The sequence below is a fragment of the Streptomyces sp. NPDC005566 genome (assembly GCF_040605575.1).
Lineage (GTDB): Bacteria > Actinomycetota > Actinomycetes > Streptomycetales > Streptomycetaceae > Streptomyces.
The window spans coordinates 1-25,103 of sequence record NZ_JBEXDB010000041.1 but is presented as its reverse complement, the minus strand read 5'-3'; the positions used below and the strand labels follow the sequence as shown (position 1 = coordinate 25,103).

23 protein-coding genes and 3 pseudogenes are annotated in these 25,103 nt (G+C 70.3%); 14 read left to right on the top strand and 12 right to left on the bottom strand.

The genetic code is table 11. The annotated features are described in order from the left end of the window. Positions 1 to 73 precede the first annotated feature (73 nt). The 4 genes from ABZS61_RS34355 to ABZS61_RS34340 all read right to left on the bottom strand — a co-directional run bounded on the left by ABZS61_RS34355 (position 74) and on the right by ABZS61_RS34340 (position 3,286). Positions 74 to 712 (bottom strand): hypothetical protein, encoded by a 639-nt coding sequence (locus ABZS61_RS34355; RefSeq protein WP_356430311.1) that lies wholly within the window; start codon positions 710 to 712, stop codon positions 74 to 76. Positions 713 to 825: 113 nt separating this feature from the next. After that, a complete protein-coding gene (locus ABZS61_RS34350; protein ID WP_356430308.1) occupies positions 826 to 1,116 on the bottom strand; it encodes an aldehyde dehydrogenase family protein in 291 nt (96 codons plus the stop codon). A gap of 49 nt (positions 1,117 to 1,165) precedes the next feature. Next, positions 1,166 to 1,648, bottom strand: a complete 483-nt coding sequence (locus ABZS61_RS34345; protein ID WP_356430305.1) for a VTT domain-containing protein — start codon at positions 1,646 to 1,648, stop codon at positions 1,166 to 1,168. 642 nt (positions 1,649 to 2,290) lie between these two features. Beyond that, positions 2,291 to 3,286: an aldo/keto reductase gene (locus ABZS61_RS34340; protein ID WP_356430302.1), complete on the bottom strand. Its 996-nt coding sequence runs from the start codon at positions 3,284 to 3,286 to the stop codon at positions 2,291 to 2,293. A gap of 127 nt (positions 3,287 to 3,413) precedes the next feature. Between ABZS61_RS34340 and ABZS61_RS34335 the strand changes: the two genes are divergently transcribed. The 5 genes from ABZS61_RS34335 to ABZS61_RS34315 all read left to right on the top strand — a co-directional run bounded on the left by ABZS61_RS34335 (position 3,414) and on the right by ABZS61_RS34315 (position 7,270). After that, positions 3,414 to 4,274 carry a helix-turn-helix transcriptional regulator gene (locus ABZS61_RS34335; RefSeq protein ID WP_356430299.1) on the top strand — a complete coding sequence of 287 codons (861 nt, stop codon included), beginning with the start codon at positions 3,414 to 3,416 and terminating at the stop codon, positions 4,272 to 4,274. Between the two features lie 133 nt (positions 4,275 to 4,407). Continuing rightward, positions 4,408 to 5,217 carry a hypothetical protein gene (locus ABZS61_RS34330; protein ID WP_356430296.1) on the top strand — a complete coding sequence of 270 codons (810 nt, stop codon included), beginning with the start codon at positions 4,408 to 4,410 and terminating at the stop codon, positions 5,215 to 5,217. A gap of 212 nt (positions 5,218 to 5,429) precedes the next feature. After that, a complete protein-coding gene (locus ABZS61_RS34325; protein WP_351178641.1) occupies positions 5,430 to 5,732 on the top strand; it encodes a metalloregulator ArsR/SmtB family transcription factor in 303 nt (100 codons plus the stop codon). Continuing rightward, a complete protein-coding gene (locus tag ABZS61_RS34320; RefSeq protein ID WP_356430292.1) occupies positions 5,729 to 6,121 on the top strand; it encodes a VOC family protein in 393 nt (130 codons plus the stop codon). Before ABZS61_RS34325 ends, ABZS61_RS34320 begins: the two co-directional genes overlap by 4 nt. A gap of 84 nt (positions 6,122 to 6,205) precedes the next feature. Beyond that, on the top strand, positions 6,206 to 7,270 hold the full coding sequence (locus ABZS61_RS34315; protein ID WP_356430289.1) for a phosphotransferase: 1,065 nt from the start codon (positions 6,206 to 6,208) through the stop codon (positions 7,268 to 7,270). A gap of 39 nt (positions 7,271 to 7,309) precedes the next feature. On the opposite strand, the gene ABZS61_RS34310 is transcribed toward ABZS61_RS34315, so the two are convergent. From ABZS61_RS34310 to ABZS61_RS34295, 4 genes are all read right to left on the bottom strand, one after another. Then, a complete protein-coding gene (locus tag ABZS61_RS34310; protein ID WP_351178632.1) occupies positions 7,310 to 7,669 on the bottom strand; it encodes a VOC family protein in 360 nt (119 codons plus the stop codon). Between the two features lie 186 nt (positions 7,670 to 7,855). Then, on the bottom strand, positions 7,856 to 8,722 hold the full coding sequence (locus ABZS61_RS34305) for a hypothetical protein (RefSeq protein WP_356430285.1): 867 nt from the start codon (positions 8,720 to 8,722) through the stop codon (positions 7,856 to 7,858). After that, the gene (locus ABZS61_RS34300; RefSeq protein WP_356430282.1) at positions 8,722 to 9,141 is read right to left on the bottom strand and encodes a hypothetical protein; all 420 of its coding nucleotides are present in this window, start codon (positions 9,139 to 9,141) and stop codon (positions 8,722 to 8,724) included. Before ABZS61_RS34300 ends, ABZS61_RS34305 begins: the two co-directional genes overlap by 1 nt. A 12-nt stretch (positions 9,142 to 9,153) precedes the next feature. Further along, positions 9,154 to 12,069: a CHAT domain-containing protein gene (locus tag ABZS61_RS34295; protein WP_356430279.1), complete on the bottom strand. Its 2,916-nt coding sequence runs from the start codon at positions 12,067 to 12,069 to the stop codon at positions 9,154 to 9,156. A gap of 333 nt (positions 12,070 to 12,402) precedes the next feature. On the opposite strand from ABZS61_RS34295, the gene ABZS61_RS34290 reads away from it, so the two are divergent. Continuing rightward, positions 12,403 to 13,047, top strand: a complete 645-nt coding sequence (locus ABZS61_RS34290) for a DNA alkylation repair protein (RefSeq protein ID WP_356430314.1) — start codon at positions 12,403 to 12,405, stop codon at positions 13,045 to 13,047. A 56-nt stretch (positions 13,048 to 13,103) separates the two neighbouring features. Here ABZS61_RS34290 and ABZS61_RS34285 read toward each other — a convergent pair whose 3' ends face one another. Further along, positions 13,104 to 13,727, bottom strand: coding sequence for a hypothetical protein (locus ABZS61_RS34285; protein WP_356430276.1), 624 nt, complete (start codon positions 13,725 to 13,727; stop codon positions 13,104 to 13,106). Positions 13,728 to 14,401: 674 nt separating this feature from the next. On the opposite strand from ABZS61_RS34285, the gene ABZS61_RS34280 reads away from it, so the two are divergent. From ABZS61_RS34280 to ABZS61_RS34255, 6 genes are all read left to right on the top strand, one after another. Beyond that, the gene (locus ABZS61_RS34280) at positions 14,402 to 15,472 is read left to right on the top strand and encodes a glycoside hydrolase family 11 protein (protein WP_356430273.1); all 1,071 of its coding nucleotides are present in this window, start codon (positions 14,402 to 14,404) and stop codon (positions 15,470 to 15,472) included. 167 nt (positions 15,473 to 15,639) lie between these two features. Continuing rightward, positions 15,640 to 16,680, top strand: coding sequence for a YihY/virulence factor BrkB family protein (locus ABZS61_RS34275; RefSeq protein WP_356430270.1), 1,041 nt, complete (start codon positions 15,640 to 15,642; stop codon positions 16,678 to 16,680). 40 nt (positions 16,681 to 16,720) lie between these two features. Then, entirely contained in the window at positions 16,721 to 17,269 is a 549-nt protein-coding gene (locus tag ABZS61_RS34270; RefSeq protein ID WP_356430267.1) for a phosphatase PAP2 family protein, read from the top strand. Positions 17,270 to 17,648: 379 nt separating this feature from the next. Then, entirely contained in the window at positions 17,649 to 18,068 is a 420-nt protein-coding gene (locus ABZS61_RS34265) for a phage holin family protein (protein WP_356430264.1), read from the top strand. Next, positions 18,065 to 18,532 carry a DUF3618 domain-containing protein gene (locus ABZS61_RS34260; RefSeq protein WP_356430261.1) on the top strand — a complete coding sequence of 156 codons (468 nt, stop codon included), beginning with the start codon at positions 18,065 to 18,067 and terminating at the stop codon, positions 18,530 to 18,532. Before ABZS61_RS34265 ends, ABZS61_RS34260 begins: the two co-directional genes overlap by 4 nt. Before the next feature lie 228 nt (positions 18,533 to 18,760). Next, positions 18,761 to 19,273, top strand: coding sequence for a hypothetical protein (locus ABZS61_RS34255; protein ID WP_356430258.1), 513 nt, complete (start codon positions 18,761 to 18,763; stop codon positions 19,271 to 19,273). 248 nt (positions 19,274 to 19,521) lie between these two features. On the opposite strand, the gene ABZS61_RS34250 is transcribed toward ABZS61_RS34255, so the two are convergent. Beyond that, positions 19,522 to 20,271: a ZIP family zinc transporter gene (locus ABZS61_RS34250; RefSeq protein WP_356430255.1), complete on the bottom strand. Its 750-nt coding sequence runs from the start codon at positions 20,269 to 20,271 to the stop codon at positions 19,522 to 19,524. Between the two features lie 822 nt (positions 20,272 to 21,093). Between ABZS61_RS34250 and ABZS61_RS34245 the strand changes: the two genes are divergently transcribed. Continuing rightward, the gene (locus ABZS61_RS34245; RefSeq protein ID WP_356430252.1) at positions 21,094 to 21,420 is read left to right on the top strand and encodes a hypothetical protein; all 327 of its coding nucleotides are present in this window, start codon (positions 21,094 to 21,096) and stop codon (positions 21,418 to 21,420) included. Between the two features lie 73 nt (positions 21,421 to 21,493). On the opposite strand, the pseudogene ABZS61_RS34240 reads toward ABZS61_RS34245, so the two are convergent. Continuing rightward, positions 21,494 to 21,994 (bottom strand): annotated as a pseudogene (locus ABZS61_RS34240) (IS5 family transposase); the annotation flags it as partial. 3 nt (positions 21,995 to 21,997) lie between these two features. Here ABZS61_RS34240 and ABZS61_RS34235 point away from each other — a divergent pair. Then, positions 21,998 to 22,532: pseudogene (locus tag ABZS61_RS34235) on the top strand (IS5 family transposase); the annotation flags it as partial. A 2,481-nt stretch (positions 22,533 to 25,013) separates the two neighbouring features. On the opposite strand, the pseudogene ABZS61_RS34230 reads toward ABZS61_RS34235, so the two are convergent. After that, positions 25,014 to 25,103, bottom strand: a pseudogene (locus ABZS61_RS34230) (ARMT1-like domain-containing protein); the annotation flags it as partial.

The window sequence follows — 25,103 nt, the reverse complement described above, 5'->3', positions numbered from 1 at the left end:
TGGTCTCCACTAGCGCGGGGGCGGGGGGGCGCCCCCCCCCCGGGACGGGTGCGGCCGGACCTGCCGCAGCAGGTCAGGCCTTGCTGGTGCAGATCGTGTCGTACGGCCTGCCCGGGCTCGGGAACAGGTCCATGGGGTCGGCTCCCGCAGGGCATTCCTCGGCGGTCTTCGTCAGGGCCACCACCTTGCTCGCGCCGCCGCCCCCGGCACCGCAGGCCACTTCCTTGGCCGTATCGTCCACGCAGTCCCCCACCACCAGCTGGCCACCACCCGCTCCGGCATCACCGGGGTGGTCGCCGGACAGATTGCGGCCGCAGATGGTCTTGCTGGGGAGGCCGTTACTGGCATCACCGGAGCCGATGGCCACCTTCACCGAGATGATCTCGTCCGTACCGGCCGGGCATTCGACAGCCCCTGCGAAGAAGGAACCGTCCGTGACGGCAAGGGCCTTGATCGTCGCCTTGGGGTCGTCGCAGTCAAGGCTCTGGAAGCTGTCCTTCGCCCCGCCGCTGTCAGGTCCGGCACAGTCTCCGACCTTCCACTCCCGGGCCTTCTGATCCCCGCCGTCGGAGGAGTCGCTGCAGGCAGTGGTGACGCCCAGAACGAGCGCGAGGAGCAGCACCGCCCTGACGCCCGTACGAAAACCGCGCCGCGATGGCGCACCGGTGCTGCTTCGTCCGCTCCGGGGTCGCGTACCGCCGTGAACGCTCATGCTGCTGCTCCTTGGGTATGTGGCGTGGCACGCAAGGCATTTCGGCGTGGCACACGCATGGTGACGCGCGCCTGACGACGCCCGGACGGAGCGTGGCGGTTCCCGGACCGGGGTCAGAGATGGACCAGGACGGTCTTGGTCCCGGTGCGGGCGTCCAGCGTTTTGATGCCGTGTTCGCGGCCGGGGCCGGACCGCTTGACGGCCCCGGCGCTCACATCCGCGTAGGCGTGGGCGTCGATCCACACGGTCCCCGTACGCGGGCCGTTCGCGGTGCGGTGGGCGCGTGAGAGGTTCGCGGTGCGGTGGGTGCGTTCGAGGTTCGTGGTCCACGCCGAGGCGGAAGCGCAGGTGGTCCACGACTCTTCAGTACCGGAACGCTCGGAGTCCGAAGATCGTGAAGTCACGAGGTCTTGGACCGCGTCCCCTTCACTGAACACGGCTGGTCGGGCCGGTTCACGATTCATGGGCCACGGTGTCATCGGAGGACGGGACCGCCTTCCTTCTGCGGTACACCACCACCCCGCACAGCGCGAGGGAAAGGACGGCCACGCCGGACACCCCGAGGGCCGTCCGCTCGGCGAAGAGCCTTCCCAGCACTTCGAGCACGCCGAGGCCCGCGGTCGCGTAGATCAGCGCCCAGGCCGCTCCGCCCACGAACAGGGCGGGGAGGTACCGCGGCAACGGCATGCGCATGTTGCCCGCCAGGAAGTTGGCGGCGGTCTGGAAACCGACGGTCAGGAAGGAGACGGCCACCACCGGCGCGCCCCACCGCTGAATCGCCCGCTCGGCGCGCAGGAACTTCGCCGACGAGATCCGCCCTGCGAACCTGCTGCGCCTGGCACCGGCGCCTGCGAGCCACCCGACGGCAAACGTCCCTCCGGCGCGGAGGAGGACGATGACGTACAGGGCTCCGGCCGTGTGCGCGATCTTATCCATGACGCCTCGTGCGGAGCACTGGGTCGGAACCCGCGTGCCCCGTCACGCGCGTGGACGTTCCCGCTCCACCGGGAACACGACGCGCACGAGCCCGGTCACCGTCTCTCACCTGCGCCCTGCCTCTGCCCGTTCCGTATCCGGGTTCCCGCCTGCGGCACCGGAACCCGAACCCGCACGCGAAGGTCCGCGCGCCAGGGAAGGTCAGCCTAACCGAACGTGAATACGGCGGATACAGGGCACCGGGCAGCCCGCCGGACGGCATGCGCAGGCGGGTCGAGCGGGGGTCCCCGGACAGGTGGCGGATTCCGGCTGATCCTCACCTGCCTCGACGCCACCGACGGCCCGGGCAGGACCTCGGATGCGACGGACGTCGTCGACGTCGGGGTTCGCCGGCCGGCTCCCCCCGGAGCGTGTGGCGACGCGGCCTGTGTTCGAGGCCGACGACCCGTCGTACGCGGGCACCATGACGACGACCTGGTACCTCGCCGACGCCGGGACCGAGGTGACGTGCACCGCCGCGGACGTACCGCCCGGCACCGACCGGACGGACCACGAAGCCGGGATCGCATCCTCGCCGGCCGGCCTGGCGTCGTACGTCGAAGCGCTCGGCCGACTCTCACGTCTCCTGCGCCGGGGGCTGCCTCAATTCCCGACGCCGAGGCCGGACATGAACGCGGCCGGGTATCGGTCACCGTGTGCCGCGCCCGGCGGCACCGCCTTCTCGATCTCGGCGAGGTCGCCCGCGGTGAGGTCCAGGCCGATCGCGGGCAGCGCCTCGGCCAGTCGCTCCCGGGTGCGAGCACCGACCAGAGGCACGATGGCCTCGCCCTGTGCAGCCACCCAGGCGATGGCCAGCTGGGCAACGGTGCACCCCTTCGTCTCGGCGACCCGGCGCAGGGCTTCCACGAGGGCGAGGTTGTGTTCCACGTTCCCGCTCGAGAACCGCGGACTGAAGCCGCGGCTGTCGCCGGGACCGGCGGTGTGGCCGGCGGACCAGTGCCCGGAGATGAGGCCGCGGCTGAGTACGCCGTACGCGGTCAGGCCGATGCCGAGCTCCCGGAGCGTGGGCAGAATGTCCGCCTCCACCGCTCGGGAGATCAGCGAGTACTCGATCTGCAGATCCGCGACCGGGTGTACGGCGTGCGCCCGGCGGACGGTCGCCGCATCGACCTCCGAGAGGCCGATGTGCCGTACGTAGCCGGCGTCGACCATCTCCTTGATCGCGCCCACCGTCTCCTCGATCGGTACCGCCGGGTCAAGCCGTGCGGGACGGTAGATGTCGATGTGGTCGGTGCCCAGCCGGGTCAGCGAGTAGGCCAGGAAGTTCTTCACCGCCTCGGGACGGCCGTCCGTACCGTTGAACTCCGGGCCCGGCCCCCGCAGCATGCCGAACTTGACGCTCAGCCGGTAGCTGTCCCGATCCCGGCCGTGCAGCGCCTCGGCGAGCAGCATCTCGTTGTGGCCCATGGCGTAGAAGTCGCCCGTGTCGATCAGCGTGACACCGGCCTCCAGCGCGGCGTGCACGGTGGCGATGCTCTCCGCCCGGTCGGCCGCGCCGTAGACACCCGACATGCTCATCGCACCCAGGCCCAGCGCGGAAACGGCCGGTCCGGTGGTGCCGAGGGTTCGTGTCTGCATCGCGTTCTCCTTCGTCCGTCGGTCTGCCTCCCACCTTGCGGTCGCGCGGCGACGTACGGGAGCGGAGCGTTCATCATGGGAGAGCCGCTCCCTGGATCGGATCGCCCCCGCGAGGGATCATGAGCTCATGCAACGCGACGAGCTCGCCGACTTCCTGCGCCACCGCCGCGAGGCGATCCGCCCGGCCGAGGTCGGCATCTCCGACGGTCCCCGCCGCCGCACCGCCGGGCTGCGCCGGGAAGAGGTGGCCATGCTCGCCGGCATGTCGGTGGACTACGTCGTACGCCTCGAGCAGGGCCGCAGCAGTCAGCCCTCGACCCAGTTGCTCGGCGCGCTGGCCCGGGCCTTGCGTCTCTCCGACGACGAGCGGGACCATCTCTTCCACCTGGCCGGCCACCAGCCGTTGCCTGCGGAAGGGGTGGCCCTCCTCGCCCGAGCCGGGCTGATCCGCATGCTCGACCTGCTCGGCGACACCCCGGCCATGGTGCTGTCCGACCTGGGTGAGGTCCTCGCGCAGAACCGGGCTGCCGTCCTGCTCACGGGCGACCAGAGCGGCTTCTCCGGAGACCGGCGCTACCTCGTGTACCGCTGGTTCACCGATCCGGCTGCCCGCGCCGTCAGCTCTCCCGAGGAGCAGGAGTACCGCTCCCGCCAGGTCGTGGCCGACCTGCGCGCGGTCGCCGGCCGCCGGGCCGGCGACCCCACGGTCGCCGGACTCGTCGAGCGGTTGCGGGCCGCGAGCGCCGACTTCCGTCGTCTCTGGGCCGAACACGAGGTGGCTGTCCGGCGGGCGGACCGCAAGACCATCCTGCATCCGCGTGTGGGTCGTCTGCTGATGGACTGCGAGACCTTGGTAACCCCTGACCAGGGCCAGCAGTTGCTGGTGCTCACTCCGGCGGACGACGAGGCCCGTGAGCGGCTGGAGCTGCTGCGGGTGCTCGGCATCGAGGAGTTCCCCATGGGAGCAACGGGCACGCCCGAACGGTGAAGCGGCCGCCGGAGAAGGCAAACCTCCTTTCCGTCAGCAAAGGGCGCCGTAGGCTTCGGCTGTCCTGACTACCCCAGGCCGGGCTCGGGCCTGATCCTCTCCGGCCCGCTCACGCGCATTCGAGGAGACGGCAGTGGGAAGCAACGCCTCGCGGTGGCCTGTACCGATCATCGCGTTCGTTCTGGCAGTGCCGCTGTTGACCGGTTGCGCCATCGACGAGGGCTCGGCGCTCGCCGCGGATTTCGAAGAGGACTGGGGCGGCGCGTCGGACGTCGAGGACGTCAGCACCGTCAGGGACAACACCCTGCCCTTCATGGGAAAGGCGACCGGGGTGATCGTCCTGAAGGACGGCACTCCGCCCGACCGTGTGGCCGAGCGGGCGGACGACATGAGGGAGTACGTCGCGCGCCACGACTCGGTCACCGGCCGGATCACGGCGGACGGCATCACCATCACCGTTGACGCGGACGAGCGGCGTGCCGGCGAAGTCGTGGCACTGTGGCGGTCTCTGGCGGCGGACGAACGGGTGGTGGACGGCGATATCAGTGGTTCGTCCTCGAAGAAGGGCCACCGCTGGCTGTCCAAGGTCACCGCCGTCGACTCCGCGGGCGCCCTGGCGGTGTTCGACGACATGGTCGGCAGCGGCGGCAGGCACCGACCGCCGTCGGATGTGACATCGGTCGAGGTCCGCACGTTGCGCGACGTGCGGCCCGGCCTGCTCGTCGAGTCCGACGTCGACGGTGGCCTCCCGACGGAGGCGATCGCCGCGTACGAGGCCGTCGTCGCTGAGCACGCGGTCGCCGGCGCGAGCCTGGAGACCGACCGGGTGAGCATCACCTTGGCGGACGCGGCGGATCAGGGTGATGCCCTCGAACTCGCGAGGAGGGCTGCACCGGGTCTGGATGCCGCCGCAGTGTCGGTCACCGGCGAGGGCTGGGCCTGACCTCCGAAGGGCGGAGGCCCGGCCTCCGGTCGGGAGGCCGGGCCTCCGCCCTTCGGAGGGAGGGCCGTGCCTGCGGGGCGGCTCTCCGCGCTGCCGGGCGCGACACGGAGGCGCGCAGGGGGCGACGACCGGTGCACGCCTCGGATCGTGACCGCCACGCGGGGGTGCACCTCGACTTGATAGGCAAGTGAATGTTTGCCTATCCTGGGGTCGTGGCCGACGACGTCTTCAAAGCCCTGGCCGACCCCACCCGCCGCACGATCCTGGACGAGCTCACCGAGAAGTCCGGGCAGACACTGTTCGAGATCTGCTCGCGGCTGAGCATGAAGCATCAGCTCGGCATCTCGCGCCAGGGGGTCTCCCAGCACCTCGCCGTGCTGGAGGCCGCCGGGCTCGTCGAGACCAGGCGGGAGGGCCGCTACAAGTTCCACGACCTGAACACAGCCCCTCTGCGGCAGATCGCCGAACGGTGGCTCGTGCCCGACACATCCGGACCGGAGAAGAGCACCCCATGAAGATCCATCTGACCAGCGTCTTCGTCGACGACCAGGCCAGGGCCCAGCACTTCTACACCGAGATCCTCGGCTTCGTGACGAAGCACGACGTCCCGCTGGGCGAGAAGGACCGGTGGCTGACCGTCGTCTCGCCCGACGAACCCGGCGGTACCGAACTCCTCCTGGAGCCCGCCGGTCACCCGGCCGCCAGGACCTACCGCGACGCGCTCGTCCAGGACGGCATCCCGCTCGCCCAGTTCGCCGTCGACGACGTCGAGGCGGAGTACGAGCGCCTGCGCGGCCTCGGCGTCCGCTTCATCCAGGAGCCCTTGAACATGGGCCCTGTCACCACCGCCGTCTTCGACGACACCTGCGGCAACCTGATCCAGATCGCGACGCAGCCGCAGTAGGCGGTCCCCCGACCGGCCGGACCGCTGTGGGGCGCTCACCGGATGTCCGTACACCGCACGGTGGGGCGCCCTACGCTGACCATCATGCCGACCCCGGTGCCGATCAGCGACGAACTGCGTTCCGCGGTGGGATCCCACACGGAGGCCGTGCTCCTGGACAGCAGCCCGCGCTCGCGGGTGTGGCGGGTCGGGCTGCGCGACGGTGGCCGGGTGATCGTCAAACAGGTCACCGATGGAGGCGGGGGCGGCGCCGGGCCCGACGGGGACGCGCGCTATGCGCGGGAGGTCGCCGCGCTGCGGCTCGCCGCACGGGCCACCCGCCCGACCGTCGCACCCGCACTGCTCGGAACGGACCCGGCGTCCCGTGTGATGGTTCTGGAGCACCTGGACGACTTCGGCGCGGCCGAGGACTGGATGCCGGGCTACGCCGAGTCCCTTGCCCGGCTGCACGCGCTCACCGGGCCGGCCGATACGGGCACGCTCCCCGCCTGGTCCGGGCCGACCGCCGCCGACGCCGACTCCTTCCTCGCCCTCGCCAGGGCCCTCGACGTCCATGTCCCACCCGCGGTGCCGAACGAACTCGCCGGCCTGATCGACCGCCTCCAGCCCGCGCCCCACCATGCGCTGCTGCACGGGGACCCCTGCCCCGGCAACGACCTGCGCACCGCCACCGGCGTCCGCTTCGTCGACTTCGAGCACGCGTCGCTGGGCAACGGCCTGGTCGAACTCGCCTACCTCCGTATCGGGTTCCCGACCTGCTGGTGCGCGATGTCGGTCACCGGTGCGCCGCTCGCGGAAGCCGAGGGCGTCTACCGTGCCACCTGGCGGAGCCTCACCGGCACGGACGTCCCCGGCGATCTCGCGGACGCCTGCGCCGGCTGGCTGATCCGTGGCGACGCCCTCGTCGAACGCGCCCACCGCGGTTCGGTCGACCACCTCGCACGGGTACCGGCGGAGGACTTCGAGTGGGGCTACGTATCCGCCCGGGAGCGCCTCGTCCACCGGCTCGGTGTGGTCGCGGGCATGACCCGCGACCACGACCGTCTGCACGCCCTCGGCCGCCTCGGCACGGCACTGGCGGCACGGCTGCTGGAGCGCTGGTCCACCCTGCGCCCGCTTCCCGCGCAGCACACCCGCCCCTGGGACTGACGGCCCGAGTGACCGCCGACGCCGGCCACTCGTAGCCGTTCAGGCGTCCGGGTGGCCGGCAATGTTCAGGATGTTGCCGTCGGGTGCGCGGACGAAGAACCGGCGCAGGCCCCACGGTTCGTCGGTGAGCGGGTGCACGATCTCGTACCCGCGCCGTCGCGCCTCGGCGTACGCGTCGTCGACGCCGGCACCGACCCTGACCGAGGCGACCGGGTCCTGGGGCGCGGTGGCGTCGCGGGTGAGGAGCTGAAGCTCCGCACCTCCGTGGGGCGACCGGTAGCGGGCGACCCAGCCCAGATCGAAGTCCTCGACGCTCAGGCCGAGATAGCCGGTGTAGAAGTCACGGGCGGCCGCGATGTCCGGCACACGGAGATTCACTGTGATGCGGGTGGCTTCCATCATTGCTCCTCGAAAGCGGCAGGCTTGTCCCGTGGCGCACCGCCGTGGCGGGCACCCCGGAGCGGCGCACAACAGGTGCTCGTATCGGCAGCCTGCCACCGAGCCACAGGCCCTGTGGCGGCAACGCGCGGGAGCGCCCTCACCGTCGACGTGGCGGGCGGCCGGGGTGAGGGGGCGGGCCGGGTCTCAGGGTGCCGGCGGGGCACCGGCCTCGGTTCGGGACAGGTAGGCGCCCTTGGCGAGGATGCCGTCGATCTGCCGGCCCTCTGCCGCGGTCACGCGCCGATGGGGCAGCGGTACGCCCACGATGTGCGCCAGACGGCGGAGTTGCACGTCGACGGCGGCTTCGCAGCTGACGCAGAAGTCGTCGGCGCCGCGGCGCCCCTGGGCCCAGCCGAGGAGAACCAGGGCGAGGGCGAGCGGGGCGGCCGGCCACCAGAGGACGGACACGGCCAGGTAGGGCAGGGCCCAGGCGACGCGGACGGTCGCGGCAGCGTAGTCGTCCCACGCGGCGGAGACGGCCTTGGGGGTTCGGTCGCTGTGGAGTTGCCAGAGACGGGGCCACACCCTGGCGAGGGATACGCCGTACTGGACGGCCACCCGTTCGTCCACGAGGGCGAAGCGGTCGCCGATCCAGGTGGCGCGGTGGGGCAGGTAGCGGTCCGGCTGGGCATAGCCCCCGCGCTGGGCAGCGTCCAGGGCGAGCCGGCGGCGGCGTCGGATGCCGGGGCCCATGAGGCGGCACAGGACGGCGGACCTGCCCGTCCAGAGCCGGTTCACGACCAGGCTCAGCTCCCTGACGAGTACGGCGGTCACGGCGACCCCGGCGACGAGCAGGCAGCCGACGACGACACCCTTGGTGCTCCGGGCCGTGCCGACGAGCGCGTCCAGGCGCCGGACCAGGATGTCGAGGTCGAGCGCGTGGGCGGCTCCGGAGGGTGCCATCGCCCAGGCGACGACCACGGTCGCGGCGAAGGGCACGCCGGGCAGGATCAGGAAGGCGAACCAGCGGTCGGCTATGCGTCTGCCGAGGTCGGAGAGGATGCCGTCCATCAGCCACCGTCCTCGGCGAGCATCGGGGTCCCGTCGAGATGGCAGCGCGGTTCGGTGGCGTTGGCGTTGCGTCCCCGTGCGGGGCAGCGGCCGTGCGGGCACCGGAACCCTTCGATGAGGGGCCGCTCCTGCCAGGTCCCACCGGCCGGGAGTCCGGAGGCGCGGGATCCCTCGCGACGGAGCCGGAGTTCACCCAGTGCCTCGGTGGCGGCCTTGCCCGCGCGGACCTCGGCGAGCTCCCTGTCGAGGTCGGCCCGCCATCCGAACCGGTCAGCCTTCTGTCTGAGGTCGGGGAGGTTCGTGCACAGCCACCCCAGGGCCTCCTGTTCCTCGGTGACACCGGCGGGCCGGCGGGCCTCGGCGTCGGGGGCATTTCGACGAGGGCGTCGCTGCCAGGGCAGGCGCACGCGGATGGGCATGCGAATCACTCCTTACGGTCCGATGTGCAGCAGGGAAGACCAGACGTCGACGTCGCGCGGGGCGGCGCGGCGCAGGGACTGCGCGGCGTTGTGGACGGCCTGGGCAGCACGTGCGCTGTCGGGTGCGCCGTCCTCGGTGAGTGTCCGGTACACCTCCCGTGCGGCCTGGAGGGCTCTGTCACTGTCGACCTCCCACAGAGTGCCCACGACGTGGACGAAGGACTGGAGGTGGAGCAGGGCGGCCAGGTGGACGGCTTCGTCGTAGGCGCGCGGGTCCGGGGCGGCGGTGCTGCACGCGGACAGGTAGCAGAACTCGGCGTCGTCCATCCGGAGATCGGCCAGCTCCTCCAGCGAGACGACGCCGTCGGCCACAGCCAGCCCGGAGGCGTCCGCGTGGCAGGCGAAGTGCACCCAGTGGGCGCCGCCCAGCTGCGCGAGGACGTCGGCGACGCGTGCGGGATTGAGGGGCACCGCGTCAGGGAAGCGCTGCAGGAACTCCTCGGCCTCCTGCTCCACGGCCGGCAGGTCGGGCTTGTCGGGGGTCCGCGTCGCGGCGACGACGAGTCTCCGGCGGGGTGCCACGACTCGCTCTGCCGATCTGAGCAGTGCGCTGATGGTGGGGGTGTAGGAGGAGACGACCTCGTCGAGCAGGGCGGGGCCGCCGGCCCGGGTGTGGTGGCCCGCTGCGTGGATGGGGAGGGCGGCCAGCGGTCCTGTGGGGCACCACCAGATCCGCCGTCCCTCCCGCAGGTGGGGGGTGACGGCGCGTAGCACGGGAACCGCAAGGTCGTCCCACAGGCGTGAGGAAATGACGTTGAGTAATGCCTGGTGGCGGCCGTTGGGGTCGACGGACTGCTCGGCCCATGCGACCAGTTCGCCGTGGTCGAGTCCGTCGAGTGGCACGAGGACGGGTTCGCCGTCCGGGAGCATGACGATCGCGTCGCATCGCAGCGGGCTCGCGTTGACCACGACGACGGGCCCGTTGACGGCTGCTCCGGACAGCTCGTGGTAGTCCCGTCGCCCGGCCGTTCCCAGGCGTGCGGAGAGTTCGTTCCACTCCCTTCCGAGGCGGATGCGTCGCTCCACGTCGGCGCCGTCCTCGTCGAAGTGCCGGCCGGCCTCGTCGGGCACGTCGAGTTCGGCGCGGATCGCGTCGAGGCGTCGCGCCAGGGCGGGGTCGGCGGTCCGGACGGCCTCGACTCCGTCCCGCAGCCGGGCGAGTTGGCCCCACATGACGGCGCGCCCGTGCTCCAGGATCTCGACGGCGTACTCCACCCGTCCGACGGCGATCGCGGCCGCGGCGGCGGCCGTCGACACCCCCTGCCACCGTCTGAGCAGCCACCGCTGGTCGTCGCGGCGCAGTCCGATCCACGCCAGCTGCGGCAGGAGATCGACCGCTGCCGCGTAGCCCTCGACGGCCAGGGCACCTCCGGCGCCGAGCTCGCCGAGGCTCATGGCGGCAGCCAGCCGCGCCTGCAGCGGCGAGGAGGCGCTGTCGGCCGCCTCTCGCAGGCAGCGCGCGGCTGCGTCATTCCTGCCGGAGGCGGAGAGCGCCCTGGCGTGGACCATCAGGCACGCGGCATGCCGCGGGTGACCGGGGCCCTTCTCGTCCACGAGGCCCGCGGCCAGCTTCTGGGCCTCGGCCAGGTCCCGTTCGTCACCGTCGCGGGCGAATCGTTCGAGGAGCGCCCGGACCAGGTCAGGGTGGGGTGCGCCGCGCCGGCCTGCCCGGATGGCGGCGGCGAGCGCCCCCGGGTCCGCCGTGGCGCGGTAGCGGAGCAGCTCCAGCTCGCTGACGTGGCTGTGCACCCGGTTCGGATACCGGCGGCCCACGCGCCGTACGAGGGCGAGCGCCCGGTCGAGGTCGGCGGGGTCCCCACGTAGTTCATAACGGTGCTTGAGCGCCCAGGTCAGATTCAGGCAGACGAAGGACCACCGGGCGAAGGTGAACCAGAACCAGGGGCGGGGCTTCGCAGCGAGCCGGTCGAGAGCCGCGATCGCACGGTCCAGGTTGACCACCGCCCCGGTCCACTCGTAGCGCAGGACGAATGCCCGTGCCACGTTCGTTTCGAGCGCCGGCCATCCCAGGGTGAGGATGAGCCGGTCGATCACGTGGCGTGGCGGAGCGCCGAGTGCGGTGGGGCCGTCCCTCAGCAGGTCGTCCAGTGCCGCCGTGTCGTTCCCCCGCTCCGCCAGGAGGTTGATCAGCGCCTCGGTCCGCATGAACCAGGCTATGGAGGCGAAGTCGCGCGTGCCGGACAGTTGGAACCGTTCGGCGTGCTGCACCACCCTGCGCAGGGCGTCCTGCCTGCCGGGACCGGCTGCGTGGCGGTCGGGCCGGGCGGCCGTGGCGCGGATCGCGATGATCAGCAGCCCCAACATGCGGTCCGCCCACCACGGGACGAACGCCAGCACGGCCGGGACCAGTACCTGGATGCCGAAGGTGACACCGAGGAAGTTCGCGGTCGTCCGGTCGGCCAGGAGGTCCTCGAAGTCCTCGCCTTCGGGCAGGAAGGGCACCGTGATCGACAGCCCCAACATGCCGAGCACAGCGAGGAACTTGAGCGGCATCGCCACCGGCTGCCGGACGAAGGCGAGATAGGCGTGCCCCACCAGTCGCCGGTGCGTGACGGTCCAGCTCACCGCGAAAACGAAGAACGCGAAGCAACCGGCACCGAAGAGAGGCAGCGCGTACGGCATCAGCGGTGCGTCAGGTGTGTACCGGTGCAGCTCGTACGTGGTGAGATCGCGCCAGGCGGCCAGACCTGGGTCGTAGACGGCGTGGTGTTCGACGTCGTAGACGGGCTGATCATGCGGGCCGAACCGGAAGAGCCGGTGCTGCGCCACCTGGTGCCCCCAGAGTGCGCCCACCGTGGCGGCGACCGCCGCCGGAGCCCACACCGCGAACCGCCGCTTCCCCCATGCCATCGCACAGAGGATACGACGGGAGTGGCGCCCTGCGAGCGGAAGTGTCCACGCTGTGACCTGCGGGGCTCCGCGTGATCGTCTGCCTGCACTCGCACCTGCTCGATGCGGGTCCTCATTCCGGCGGGCGTCGACATCGGCGGTTCGGTCGTCGCATCGCGCGCAGGCGCCTGTACCCGGAAACCGGCACCGCCCGGTTGTTCCCGGAAGGCCGACAGCACCTGGTGTCTTCGGACCGGCGTGTACGAACGGAGGACGACGTCGGTCGTAGGCTGCAACCTCGCACGTGACGGACAGGAGGCTCAGGTGGCCGGGACCACAACGGTGGCCGAGGTGATGGCCGAGCTGGCCGAGCTCGAGGACCCGAAAGCGCGCGCGGTGAACGAGAAGCACGGTGACGACCACGGTGTGAACCTCAGCAGACTGCGCGCCCTCGCGAAGCGACTGAAGACGCAGCAGGATCTCGCGTGCGGGCTCTGGGAGACGGGTGACACCGCGGCGAGGCTGCTGGCGATTCTGATCTGCCGCCCGAGGGCGTTCGAGCGCGACGATCTGGACGCCATGGTGCGCGAAGCACGTACGCCCAAGGTGCACGACTGGCTCGTGAACTACGTGGTGAAGAAGAACCCGCATGGCGAAGAACTGCGCCTGGCCTGGTTCGCCGATCCGGATCCGGTGGTCGCGAGTGCCGGATGGGCGCTGACCACCGAACGCGTGGCGAAGAAGCCCGAGGGACTCGACCTCTCTGGGCTGCTCGACGTCATCGAGGCCGAGATGAAGACGGCCCCGGACCGCCTTCAGTGGGCGATGAACCACTGCCTGGCTCAGATCGGGATCGAGCACGCCGGGTACCGCGCCCGTGCGATCGACATCGGTGAGCGTCTCGAAGTGCTCAAGGACTACCCGACTTCCCCGGGCTGTACGTCTCCGTTCGCGCCCGTCTGGATCACCGAACTGGTGCGCCGGCAGCACGCTCCGTAGGAAGGTTCGCACCGGTGGGGCGAGGCCGATCCCGCACCGTGGCTCAGGGGGCACCGTCAGGTACCGCTGAGCGGCGAACCCCATGAGTGGTCGTGGTGGGCTCTCCCCATCAGGTGCGTAACCAGCAGCCCCGCGGTGTCCGGGGCGGTGGCTCGAGGTGCGCCAGTCGCCGCCAGCGCGGCACCGAGCCGTGCTTGCGCCGACTCCGGACAGTGCATGTCGCTGAGAAGGGGAAGGGCGAGCAGGATCCGGGCCGCGGAATCCTCCACCCCTTCGGCCGCGGGAGCGGGGTTGTCAGCGATGCGGACCAGCTGGTTCCAGGTGAGCCCGGTCCCCGAGAACCCTCCTTCCCAGGTGGCGATCTGCTGTGCGTGGCTCCGCCCCGGGTGAGTGAGGAGATAGTCGATGCCGTAGTCGCCGACCAGGTTGCGGTAGACCACCACGACTCCGGTGCCGTCTGCCGCGGGCAGCCGGAACACCGGCCAGCGTTCGGGATCGAAGAGGATCTCGGACAGGGCGTCGACATCGGCACCGTCGTCGCCGAACCACTCCGGAACAGGGTTCTGATGGCCTGTCAGATCAACACATATCGCCATGAGGTAGTTCGACCAGAAGCCCGGGCGAGCCACCAGCGACTCCCCCGCAACCAGCGGGCCGCAGTCGTATCCCTTGATCAGCACCCCGCAAGCCTGCCACCCTGGGCGGCCGCCTGCCCCATCCACGCCTCCGAACCTCGCTGACGGCGGATCAGGAAGTCGCCTCGCCGGGTTCCGGATCGGAACAGGTGCCGTGTCTTGTCGGCCAGACCCCTCCGCGTATGAGCAGGCCGGTGCCGCCGTGCGCCGCAGCGCCCCCACTCGCCGCGTCCACTCTTCTCGTTCCGCTTGTGGGACTGCTGCGGGGAGGGGCGACCAAGGGTGGACCCAGCATGAGCGGCCCCGCACAAGCACCGCCATGAAGCCCTCGCCGCTACGGCCGTCTCGTCCGGACGCCTGCCGCCCGGCGTGCAGCCCGCCCGCCACCCGCGTACCCGCTTAACGAAAGAAGGTCCGAAAGTTTCGAAACTCCGAAAGTTTCGACGCGGCAGGATCAGAGAGATCCCGGCCTCGCTCTCTCGATATTTCACCGGCACCCGTGTTGACCAGCACGGCAGAGATTTACGGTGTCCTCCGAGTTTCGGAAAGGTTACGGAAACCGTTGACAACTCCCTTGCCAGGCCCGACTGTTGTGACGCTCCCCGGCCGTGCAAGGGATGCGTACGGCCGGGCTGTGTCACCTCATCGATGAAACGCCGACGTGTGTTCGGCGTGTCTTTCGGTCACAGACCGCGCTATTCGCGAGGAGGAATCAACGCATGAGCGACACCCCGCACAACCCCGAACCACGTCAGGTCAGCCGCAGAAAACTCGTCTTCGGCGGTGCCGGGGCACTGATGGCGGCCGGGACAGCAGGGCTCCTGCTGCCCGGCACGGCGCGCGCCGCAACGGTCCTCACCAGTAACGCGACCGGTACGCACAACGGCTACTACTACTCCTTCTGGACCGACGCCCCGGGCTCCGTCAGCATGACGCTGTCGGACACGGCGGGTTCGTACAGCAGCCAGTGGAGCAACACCAACAACTGGGTCGGCGGTCTCGGTTGGAGCAACGGCAGCCGCCGGGCCGTCACCTACTCCGGCTCGTTCAACCCGGGCAGCAACGGCTACCTGGCGCTGTACGGGTGGACCGCCAACCCGCTGGTCGAGTACTACATCGTGGAGAACTTCGGCCCGTACAACCCCGGTTCCGCCGGCACGAGGCGCGGCACGGTCACCGACGGCGGCGGTACGTACGACATCTACGAGTCCACCCGGACCAACCAGCCCTCCGTGGAAGGCACCAAGACCTTCCAGCAGTACTGGAGCATCCGGCAGAGCAAGCGCAGCAGCGGCACCATCAACACCGGCGCGCACTTCGACGCCTGGCAAGCGGCCGGAATGCCGATGGGCGCGTTCAACTATTACATGATCATGGCCACGGAGGGCTACCAGAGCACCGGCAGCTCCAGCGTCAGCCTGGGCGGCGGCGGGACCACACCCACCACTCCGCCTCCGGGTGGGGGTACCACCACTCCTCCTCCGGGGACGGGTGCCTGCACCGCCACCTACCGCACCACCAGCTCGTGGAGCAACGGCTTCAACGGTGAGGTGACCATCAAGGCGGGCAGCAGCGGCGTCACCGACTGGAAGGTGCCGGTGACGCTGGCCTCCGGCCAGACGGTCACCTCTCTCTGGAACGGCACTTCGAGCCGGAACGGGAACGTGCTGACCGTGACTCCGGTCGGTCACAACCGCACCCTGAGCGCGGGGCAGTCGACGTCGTTCGGCTTCACCGCCAGTGGATCCAGCAGTCCGTCCCCGACGGTCGGCAGCTGCAGCGTGGGCTGACCTCGGCGTCCCCCCACGTACCCATACGCTCCGGCGCGGTGCCCATCGGGCACCGCGCCGTTGGCGGTCCATGGGCCCGGCGATCCTCCCGGCAGGGTCCGCCTCGCTCAGCACGCCCGGCCTCGCGGTCGGTGCATGGGACGGGTGTGAGTGGAAAGGCGCCCGACATGACACGTGAGCCGAAACCAGAGCACGGTGACGACCGCGAGCGCCCTGGCGGCGGGACCTGCAGCGTGGGTCCCGATGAGCAGGTTGAGGAGCGGGCGCCGGATCAGCCTTCACAGATGCCGAAGCGGTCGTGGACGGCGGTGCTGCGCGGCACGCTGAAGGAGTTCAAGGACGACGAACTGGCCGACCGGGCAGCTGCGTTGACCTACTACGGGGTGTTGGCTCTCTTCCCGGCCCTGCTGGTACTGGTATCACTGCTGGGTATCGCGGGTGAGTCGGCGACGAAGCAGGTGCTGGACAACCTGCAGAAGCTGACACCCGGCTCGGCACGCGACGTGATCAGTGACGCGGTGCGGCAGCTCCAGGGCAACAACGGTGTCGGCTCCCTCCTGGCCGTCGTCGGCCTGGCGGTAGCCATCTGGTCCGCCTCGGGCTATGTGGCAGCGTTCATCCGCAGCTCGAACGCCGTCTACGACATACCCGAGGGGCGCCCGGTGTGGAAGGTGCTGCCACTGCGCCTGGCGCTGACGATCACACTGATGATCCTCGCGGTGGTCAGTGCGTTGATCGTGGTGTTCACCGGCGGCCTGGCCCGGCAGGCCGGGGCTGCCCTCGGGATCGGTGACAGTGCGCTGACGGCGTGGTCGTTCGCGAAGTGGCCGGTGCTGGTCCTGCTCGTCACGATCATGATTGCGATCCTGTACTGGGCCGCTCCCAACGCCAAGGGCCGGGGTTTCAAGTGGGTCACCCCCGGGAGTTTCCTGGCGCTGGTGATCTGGATGACCGCCTCGGCCGGATTCGCTTTCTACGTGGCGAACTTCGGCTCGTACAACAAGACGTACGGCACCCTCGCGGGCGTGATCATCTTCCTGATCTGGCTGTGGATCACGAATCTGGCGATACTCCTCGGCCTGGAATTCGACGCTGAGATGGCCCGCCAGCGTGCCATCGCCGGCGGCCATCCCGAGAACGAGGAGCCTTACGTCGAGCCCCGGGACACCCGCAAGTGGAGTGATGAAGACCGCCGCCGCCTGGAATGAGCCCCGTGTGGCGCGGCCGCGAGCGGGGAAGCCGCGAAGCATGGACATCCTGGCATCCCTGCGCAACGCCGATCATCAGCTGACCAGACGGGTGGCCGCGTGGGATTCCGCGTGGGCCCGCCAGTTGCTGCCGCCGGTCGAGGAAGCGGCCGAGCACACGAAGCTGTGGTGGGCGGCCGCCGTGATCATGGCGTCGGGCGGGGGATGGCGGGGCCGCAAGGCCGCAGCGGCTGGGCTCACGGCAATGGCTGTGGCGGAGCTGCTGTCCAACGGGGTCGCGAAACAGCTCGTCGCGCGACGCCGGCCGCCCAAGGACTGGGTCCCGCACGACGATGTCGAGGACCGGCCCGACAGTTCCTCCTTCCCCTCCGGCCACACCGCAGCCGCCGTCGCCTTCACAGCGGCCGTCGGGCTCACCTGGCCCTGGGCCGGTGCCGCGTGCGCCGCACCGATGGCGCTGGTGGCGATCGAGCGGGTCCACAGTGGCGCGCACTACCCCTCCGACGTCGCAGCCGGCGCCGCCATCGGCTCGGCCGCAGCCGCCCTGGTCCTGGCGACGCCTCGCCTTGTCATCCGCCGCGTCGGATGACAACGAGTCGCTGCGGGTGACCAGGAGGTCGCGGGGTAGGCGCACTCCGACAGCAGGTTGCACATGACAAGGAGGGAGGGCTCCGGCATGGCAGCGCGTTTCGAGGCCCGGCACCACCAGCCGGCCAAGGGCCGGCACGTCGTTTGATCGCAACCAACGGGCGGGACGTCGCGACCGGCGAGCACGACGAAAGCCACAGCGCCCGCCTGGGTGGCACCGACTCCGTCACACGCAACGCCGCCGCTCCCGTCCAGGACACGACCGGCGGCAGTCGGAGCACCCGGAGCGGCGCCGCAGGAGCCAGACCGACGGCCGCCGTCGTGCAGCCATCAGCGAAAGAGCTCAGGACCTCACGAGTGGAAGAAGGAGTACGGATTCTATGAGCGCCGTTGGACGGCACCCGGGCCAGGGCAGTACCGAGGATTCGGTGGGCGACCTCGTCTCACAGGCGTCGCAGCAGATCTCGGAGCTGGTCCGTGAGGAGATGCAGCTGGCCCGAGCCGAGATGGCCCAGAAGGGCAAACGCTTCGGCGTGGGCGGCGGCCTGTTCGGCGGCGCCGGCCTGGTCGGCATCCTCGCCGCGCAGGCCCTGGTCGGCGCCGTGATCGCAGCCCTCGCCCTGCTCCTGCCGGTCTGGGCATCCGCCCTGATCATCGCCGCCCTGCTGGCAGCAGTAGCCGCCGGAATGGCAACTGCCGGGAAGAAGCAGATCACCAAGGCCGGCTCCCCCACACCCGAGCAGACCATCGACAGTGTCAAGGCCGACGTGGCCGAGATCAAGGAGGCAGCACACCGATGAGCACCCACTCACAGGGCGACAAAGAAGCCACACCCACTCCCGAGGAGCTTCGCGAACAGGTCGAGCACACCCGCGAGGATCTCGGCCGAACCGTCGAGGCGCTCGCGGCCAAGGCCGACGTCAAGGCCCAGACAAAGGAGAAGGCGGCTGAGATCAAGGACCAGGCCGCCCAGAAGGCTGCCCTCGTCACCGACCAGCTCCGGGACAAAGCAGCGCAGGCCGCCCAGCTCGTCAAGGACAAGACCCCCGATCCGGTCCTCGACAAGGCCGCCCACGCCGCGGCCCAGGTACGCGACACCGCGGCACGGGCCGGACAACTCGCCGCGGAGAAGACCCCGGACCCGGTCCGCGAGAAGGCCGACCAAGCCGCGACCATGGCACGGAGCAACCGCACCCCTCTGCTCGCCGCGGCCGCCGCGCTCGCCTTCTTCCTGCTGCTGCGCCGCAGCCGGAGGCGCCGGTGAGGCATTCAGATCGCCGCCAGGCCGACCGAGCGGTCGGCCTGGCGGTCGGCGCCGCACGTGGCATGATCGCCGGCGCCGCCCCTACCCGAACCGCCGGCGACCGCGTGGCCGAGCTCCACCTCGTTCCTGGACCCGTGCCACCGCTTCCCTGACCCGACCCGAGTCAGCCTCGGTGCCCCGTTGCACCGGGGGCGGGTATCCGTGGACCGTCCGGGCACACGAGAGGTCATGCACGGACAACATGCGCGTCCCACCGGCAGCAGTCTGTTCGGCCCGGCTCCCACAGCCCAGACAACGCCGCCCGGCCATACCGGCGCCACACACTCACGTCGCAGTCGGCTCACCGGCCGCCTGCGCCGACGTATCCTCGCCTACCGGGCGATCGACTTCCTGTCCACGCACGTCCCGGACAGGTCCGGGCCCGGCGACGAATGCCTTCTCCTCGTCCATATCCGACAGGTAGTCGGCCAGGTCCACTACCGGCTATGCGCCAACTGCGCCCAGGGTGTCATCACCGCCGTCGTCATCGACGAGCGCTTCCGCAGCACCGGTCTGGGCACTCGTGCGCTTTCGCACCTGCGCTCCCGCCACCCGGGACTTGCCTGGCGCACCACGCTTCGCAAGCGCACTACGCGTGAGCTCCTGCGCCGGATGCTGATTCCCACGACAACCTCTGCCGCACTCTGTCCCCATGTCCTGCGGACACCGTCCGGCTCGGGCCCGCTACGTGCCGACGGCTGAGCATGAGGAGATCCCCCGTGTGCCGGGAGGCGGGGTTCGACTAACCCGACGCATGAGGATGATCCGGAGCGGCGTAGGGCGCTGCCCGGTCCGCACCAGGCACTGGACGGCGCACCGGCAGCGATCGTGGAAGCGGTCGGCATCCGGTCCAGGGCTGTCGGACCCGGCTGGTTGCCGGTGTTCCGACGCGGCCGGTGTGCTGGGGAGCCCGAGGCCGCAGCGGCGCCACACCTACCGCGCCCCACTCCTCACAGTTGAGTCAGGGCGAACGCCGACAGGAATCCGACCACGGTGACCAGCCCCGTCAACAGGTGCACCCTGCTGTATGCCTCGGGGATCATCGTGTCGGCGATCATCGCCAGGATCGCCCCGCCCGCCACAGCGGTGATGGTCGCCATCACTGTCTCGGACGCCCCGCCCAGCAGCGCGTACCCGGCCAGTGCAGCAAGACCGCTGATGACGGCGATGCTTCCCCACAGCGCGAACACGTACCTGCGGCTGCGCCCGGCGCTGCGCATTCCGGCGGCACTCGCGAGGCCCTCGGGCAGGTTGCTGATGAACACCGCCCCCACCGTCGCCACTCCCAACTGCCCGCCTCCCAGCAGACTGGTGCCGATGACGACGGATTCCGGGATTCCGTCCAGCAGCGCCCCCAACGCGATGGCGTTGCCCGACCCCGGGGCCTCGGTCTCGGACGGCTGCTGCTCGCCGGAGCGCTTACGGTGCTGGGCACCACGCCGCGCCAGCAGGGCGTTGGCCCCCGAGTACACGGCCGCCCCGCCGACAGCACCGGCCACCACCGGCACCATGCCGGAGCGTTCGTACGCCTCGGCGATCAGTTCGAACGACACTGCGGCCATCAGCACACCGCTGCCGAAGGCCATGACCAGCGCGATCAGCCGGGGCGGGACCCGCACCAGCGAGCCGAGCGCCGCCCCCATCAGCAGAGCCGCGCCCGCGAACAGCCCCCATCCGCCCGCGACCAACATTCCACTCACAACCGCCCCTTCCCTTGCTGCTGACAGACGCACCCCCTCCTACCCGCCGAGTCAGAGAACAACGAGTGACCGCCGCGCTGCGGTCTCCTCGCGGGTGATCACCCGTTGTGCGGATCTTCGCCCAGCCTGTGTCAGTTGCCCGCGAGGACCCGTAACGTGCGGCACTTTGCATGGGTGAGGCGTGGCACAGCATTTGGGGTGACCTGTGGGTGACGAGGCCGTCGCTGCCGTCGCCGGCAGACGGGACCTCGTGGCATGACCGGGGCACGGGCCGAAGAGGCACACCGTCCTCAGAGCCGGAGGGCAGCAGGGCGGGCGAACGGAGAATGTCAGTCGACCTCATGGGCTTCCTCTGCGTGGTGCTGGTGGCGTACGTGGTCCCCGGACCGGACTTCCTGGTGGTGGTCCCCTGCGGCCGAACATCCCTCGAAGGGACGGGCGGCCGCGTTGGGCGCCCAGGCCGGGCTGTGCGTGCACATGCTCGCCGCCGCCATCGGACTGTCGGTGATCGCCGCCCGCTCCCCCCATAGCCAAAGACAGGCGGCGAACAAGACGCAAGCCGCCGCGCGCGAGTCACGACGGACTCCTCTCCACCGCCATCGTCCAGGCGCGCGGCTGCAGGATTGTGCGCAGCCCTCGACGCGTCGCTTCCCGGCAGGGTCCGCCTCTTCGATACTGAACGACGTCTTCATCCGCTGTAGCCGGTTGAGGTGGGGGGCCTGTCCGGCCTGCCCATGCAGCTTTGTCTCACGGACCGCCCTACGACGGCCGGCAGCCACACAAACTTGACCATCCGGTCTGAGTGCCGTGCATAGTTTGCTCATGGATCGATTCGTGGGTCGGGCCAGCCTCGAATGGTGGGCCAATCGCGAGATCTGCCTCGAGAGGTACGGCATCGACCTCACCGTCACTGTCGATGAGGTCGGCAAGTGGCAGGCAACCGGTCGGCATGCCAATCTCCTCGACACGACCCAGCGGGAGGGCTGGGGCTTCCTGATGGAGATGGACCCCCACTTCTCCATTGAGTTTCCCGGCGAGGACAACAGCGGGATCTTGGTGAGAGTCTTCGAAACAGAGGATGGAGCCCTCACGCTCATGGAGGTGCCGAATGGGCACGGTTCGGTGAACATCACCTTCGACCTCGGCTGAGCTCAGTCCCCAAGGGCACGAACCGACTTTGCCGCCCTCCCGCCGGCTCCGGCATGCTGCCCCTCGCTGATCTTCAGAATGAAGTTCGCAGACGGCCATGGCATTTGAGGCTGCAGGCCAGTTCGAGCAGGCCTTGATGCAGATCCGCGCGTCGTTCGTAGCGGATGCGGAGCCGCTTGAACTGATGCAGCCAGGCGAAGGCGCGCTCGACGACCCAGCGCACCTTGCCCAGTCCGGAACCGTGGGCGACGCCGCGTCGTGCGATGCACGGCTTGATGCCGCGCTTCCACAGTAGGCGGCGGTACTTGTCGACGTCGTAGCCCCGGTCCGCGTACAGACGTCGGGGGCTTGCGGCGGGGACGTCCCCGCCGACCCCGACTAGGCGGAACGGCGTTCAGCAGCGGCAGGAGCTGGATGACGTCATGCCGGTTCCCGCCGGTCGGCGTCACGGAGAGCGGCGTTCCATGGCGGTCGACGATCAGGTGGTGCTTGGAGCCGGGGCGGGCTCGGTCGACGGGCGAGGGGCCGACGTGATCCCCCCTTTGAGGGCCCGGACGTGCGACCCGTCCACGGAGCAGTCGTCCAGGTCCAGCAGGTCGTTGCGGCGAAGCTCGACTCCGCACACGTGAGGGCCAAAAAAAGGGGCGAACTCACAGGTCCGAGCCCCGTGGACCGAGTTGGGCCGGGGTCCAGGCGCACGTCCTGTCGGACGCCCGAACGGACTGCCTCTCCTCGTCGGCCTCTCCGCGGCGAACACCCACGACAGCCTCGCGCCGAAGCCCATGGTTCAGGGTCACCAAACGAGACACGACCCTCATCGCGGCCGGTACTTCAAGCCTCAGCGTCTACACGCAGACAAGGCTTACGACATCCCTCATCTGCGGAAATGGCTCTGGGGCAAGCACATCGGTGTCCGTATCGCCCGCAAGGGAGTCGAGTCCAGCGAACGGTCAGGACGCCGCAGATGGGTCGTCGAGCGGACCATGTCCTGGCTGACCGGCTACCGCCGACTGAACCACCGATATGAACGTCATCCCCGCAACTACCTGGCCTTTCTCGGCCTCGCCGCCGCCCTCTGCTGCTACAAACGACTCGCTCGACTCACCACATAGGACACGGTCTAAGCGATCGGTCTGATCGGGGGTGTCTCCGAATGACGTCAACTCCCCTGTGCGCGGGCGCTCCAAATGCCACTATGTCCTCCTGAACCGGCGGTGGCACCACTCCGCCGGTTGTGCGCGAGGGGGAATGACGATGGCTGATGGGCCGTCCGCGCCGTTGGACATCGGCGCCTTACTCGGCGGGCCGAGGCTGTCTCTCGGCAACGACCGGGCACTGGCCCGGCAAGCGCTGCTCTCGACCGCACAGCCCACGCTCGTGTACCTGTGCGCGAAGGTGGCCGCCGAGGACGTGGCCGCCCTCCGCGTGTTGCGGGACGAACAGACCCAGGTGCACGCGCTCCTGACACCCCGGGCAGGGGCGTGGACCAGTGTCGTCGCCCTGGCGGACCATTTGCCGTATCGCGCGGCGAGGGAGTCGGAGCCGGGCGTCTCCCAGGCACTGCGGGCCTCCGCCGCGATGGGTCTGGCCTTGGTGGATGACGCCGAGCGTGCCCCGGAGGAACTGGCCGTCGGTATGCGCTGGCTGCGTCACTCCTGGGCGCAGTTGCCGCCCGCCGACGGCCCGACGCCCGATGTGCTCGACCGCTTCCTGTCCGGGCCGGGCCCGAGTACCAAGGCGGCCGGGCACTCGGCGCGGATCCGGCGGCTGGTCGAGGGGCTCGGCACGGAGGACCGGGACCTGGCTCTGCCCGTCCTGCTCTGGCTGCTGACGCTCGACGGAGCTCTGCCCGAACCCCGATCGGTGGCGTCGGTGAGCGTGCTCTTCGACGGCGGCGACACCGGGGTGCGCGGCACGCTGAGCGCGGCGGTGCTGCCGGAGGGACCGCCCGCGCTCGTCCCCGACCCCCGTACCATGTCGGGCTTCCGGGCCGACGAGGCGTTCCACGGTTCCCTGCGGAACGCCTGGACGGCAGCGGGCAGCGAGGTCGGCGGAACCGTCCTCTGGTCGCTCACCGACAACGAGGGCGTCACCGCGATGGTCACCGATCCCTCCCTGGGCTGCGCCTACGCCGTACTCCTGGACGAAGCGCGACAGCAGAGAGCAGGACGCATCCGGCGCGTCGTGACCGTCCGGCGGATCAATCCGCGGACCGCGCTGGTCGGCGCGCTCGACGGAACTCCCGACGGCGGGTTGAGCCGCGTCGGCGGCTACAAGCAGAAGCTCGGCGTCGCCGACAACGGCCAGATCGTCGTCCTGCCCAAGGACGATCTGCTGAAGGCCCAAGAGGTGTGGGAGGGCGACCGGGCGGCCCAGCTGAAGGGTGTCGAGACCGTCGCCGAGGCGGCGAAGGCCGCCCGTACCGTGGACACGCACGCCCTCGTACGGGTCGGGGCGTCGGCCGTCGGAATCCTGACCACGCTGGTCCTGATCGTCGGCGGGATGGCGTACTGGTTATGGGACCGCGGCGAAGAGCGCGCGCGGGGGGCGCTCGCCGCCGACCTCGTCACCGAGGCCCTGACGCGGCGCGGCACGGAGCCCAGGCTGGCGGGGCTGCTCGCGCTGGCCGGGGAGCGAATCGACCCCGGCACCCCCAACGCCGAGCAGGCTATGCGGGACGTCCTGGAGACCAACTCCGGTCTGCGACTGGCCTGGAAGGCGAGCCCCGGCAGCGTGGACAGCGTCGCCGTCGACGACGAACGGAACCGGGTGTACACCACGGGGGACGATTCGTACCTCAAGTCCTGGGACCTGCGGACCGGCAAGGCGCTGGGCAGGGTCCCGGCCGAGGTCGGCAAGCTGGTGTACAGCCCGGAGGCCGGGCTCCTTGCCGCCGAGGCCGGGGACGGGATCCGTCTGTACTCGGCGCAGGGCCCCGTGCCCGAGCTGCTCGGAACCCTGCCGGAGGCGAGCTGTGCGGGCCCGGACACGTACCGGGTGGCGACCGCGTTCACCGAGCTCGGAAACCGGCTGGTCGAGGTGCGCAATGACGGCACGATCGCTCAGTTCGATGTGCTCACGCGCGAGGAGTCCGGCTGCCGCAGGTCGGGGCCCGGCGGCGCTTCACAGGCCCACTGGCGGGTCCTCGACGTGGCGGTAGCACCGAGCGGGTGGGTCTCCGGCCAACTGCCGGGCGAGGAGCGGGCCGTCCTGCTCCTTGACGACAACAAGGTGGTCTCGGTCGGCCTGGACACGCATAAGGTCGAGTCGGAGATCACGGACGAGGACATCCCGGGCCAGGCCACCGCCGTCGGGGCCAACGACGAACTCGTGGTCCTTGCTACCCCGCGCGGCGTGTTCGCCTGGGATCGGCAGCGGAAACGCCCGCTCGACTACCCCGTCGGCGGACTGGCCGACCAGCCGAAGGTCATGATCGAGCACAGCGGAAGCGTCGTCATCGCGGGCGACGCAGGCACCGCGCTGGTTCCACTGGGCACCGGCGGCGACGCGGCGTCGAGCCGGGGACTGGAACGGCCACGCGGCGGAGCGGCGAGCGCTGCCGCGGTCGGCGAGTTGTTCACCGTCGTCGCGTACAGCACGGCACGCTCCGCGCGACCTTGTCGCAGCAGGTGGTCGATCAGGATCAGGTCGGGGATCAGCTCCCGGCCGGCATTGTCCGCCAC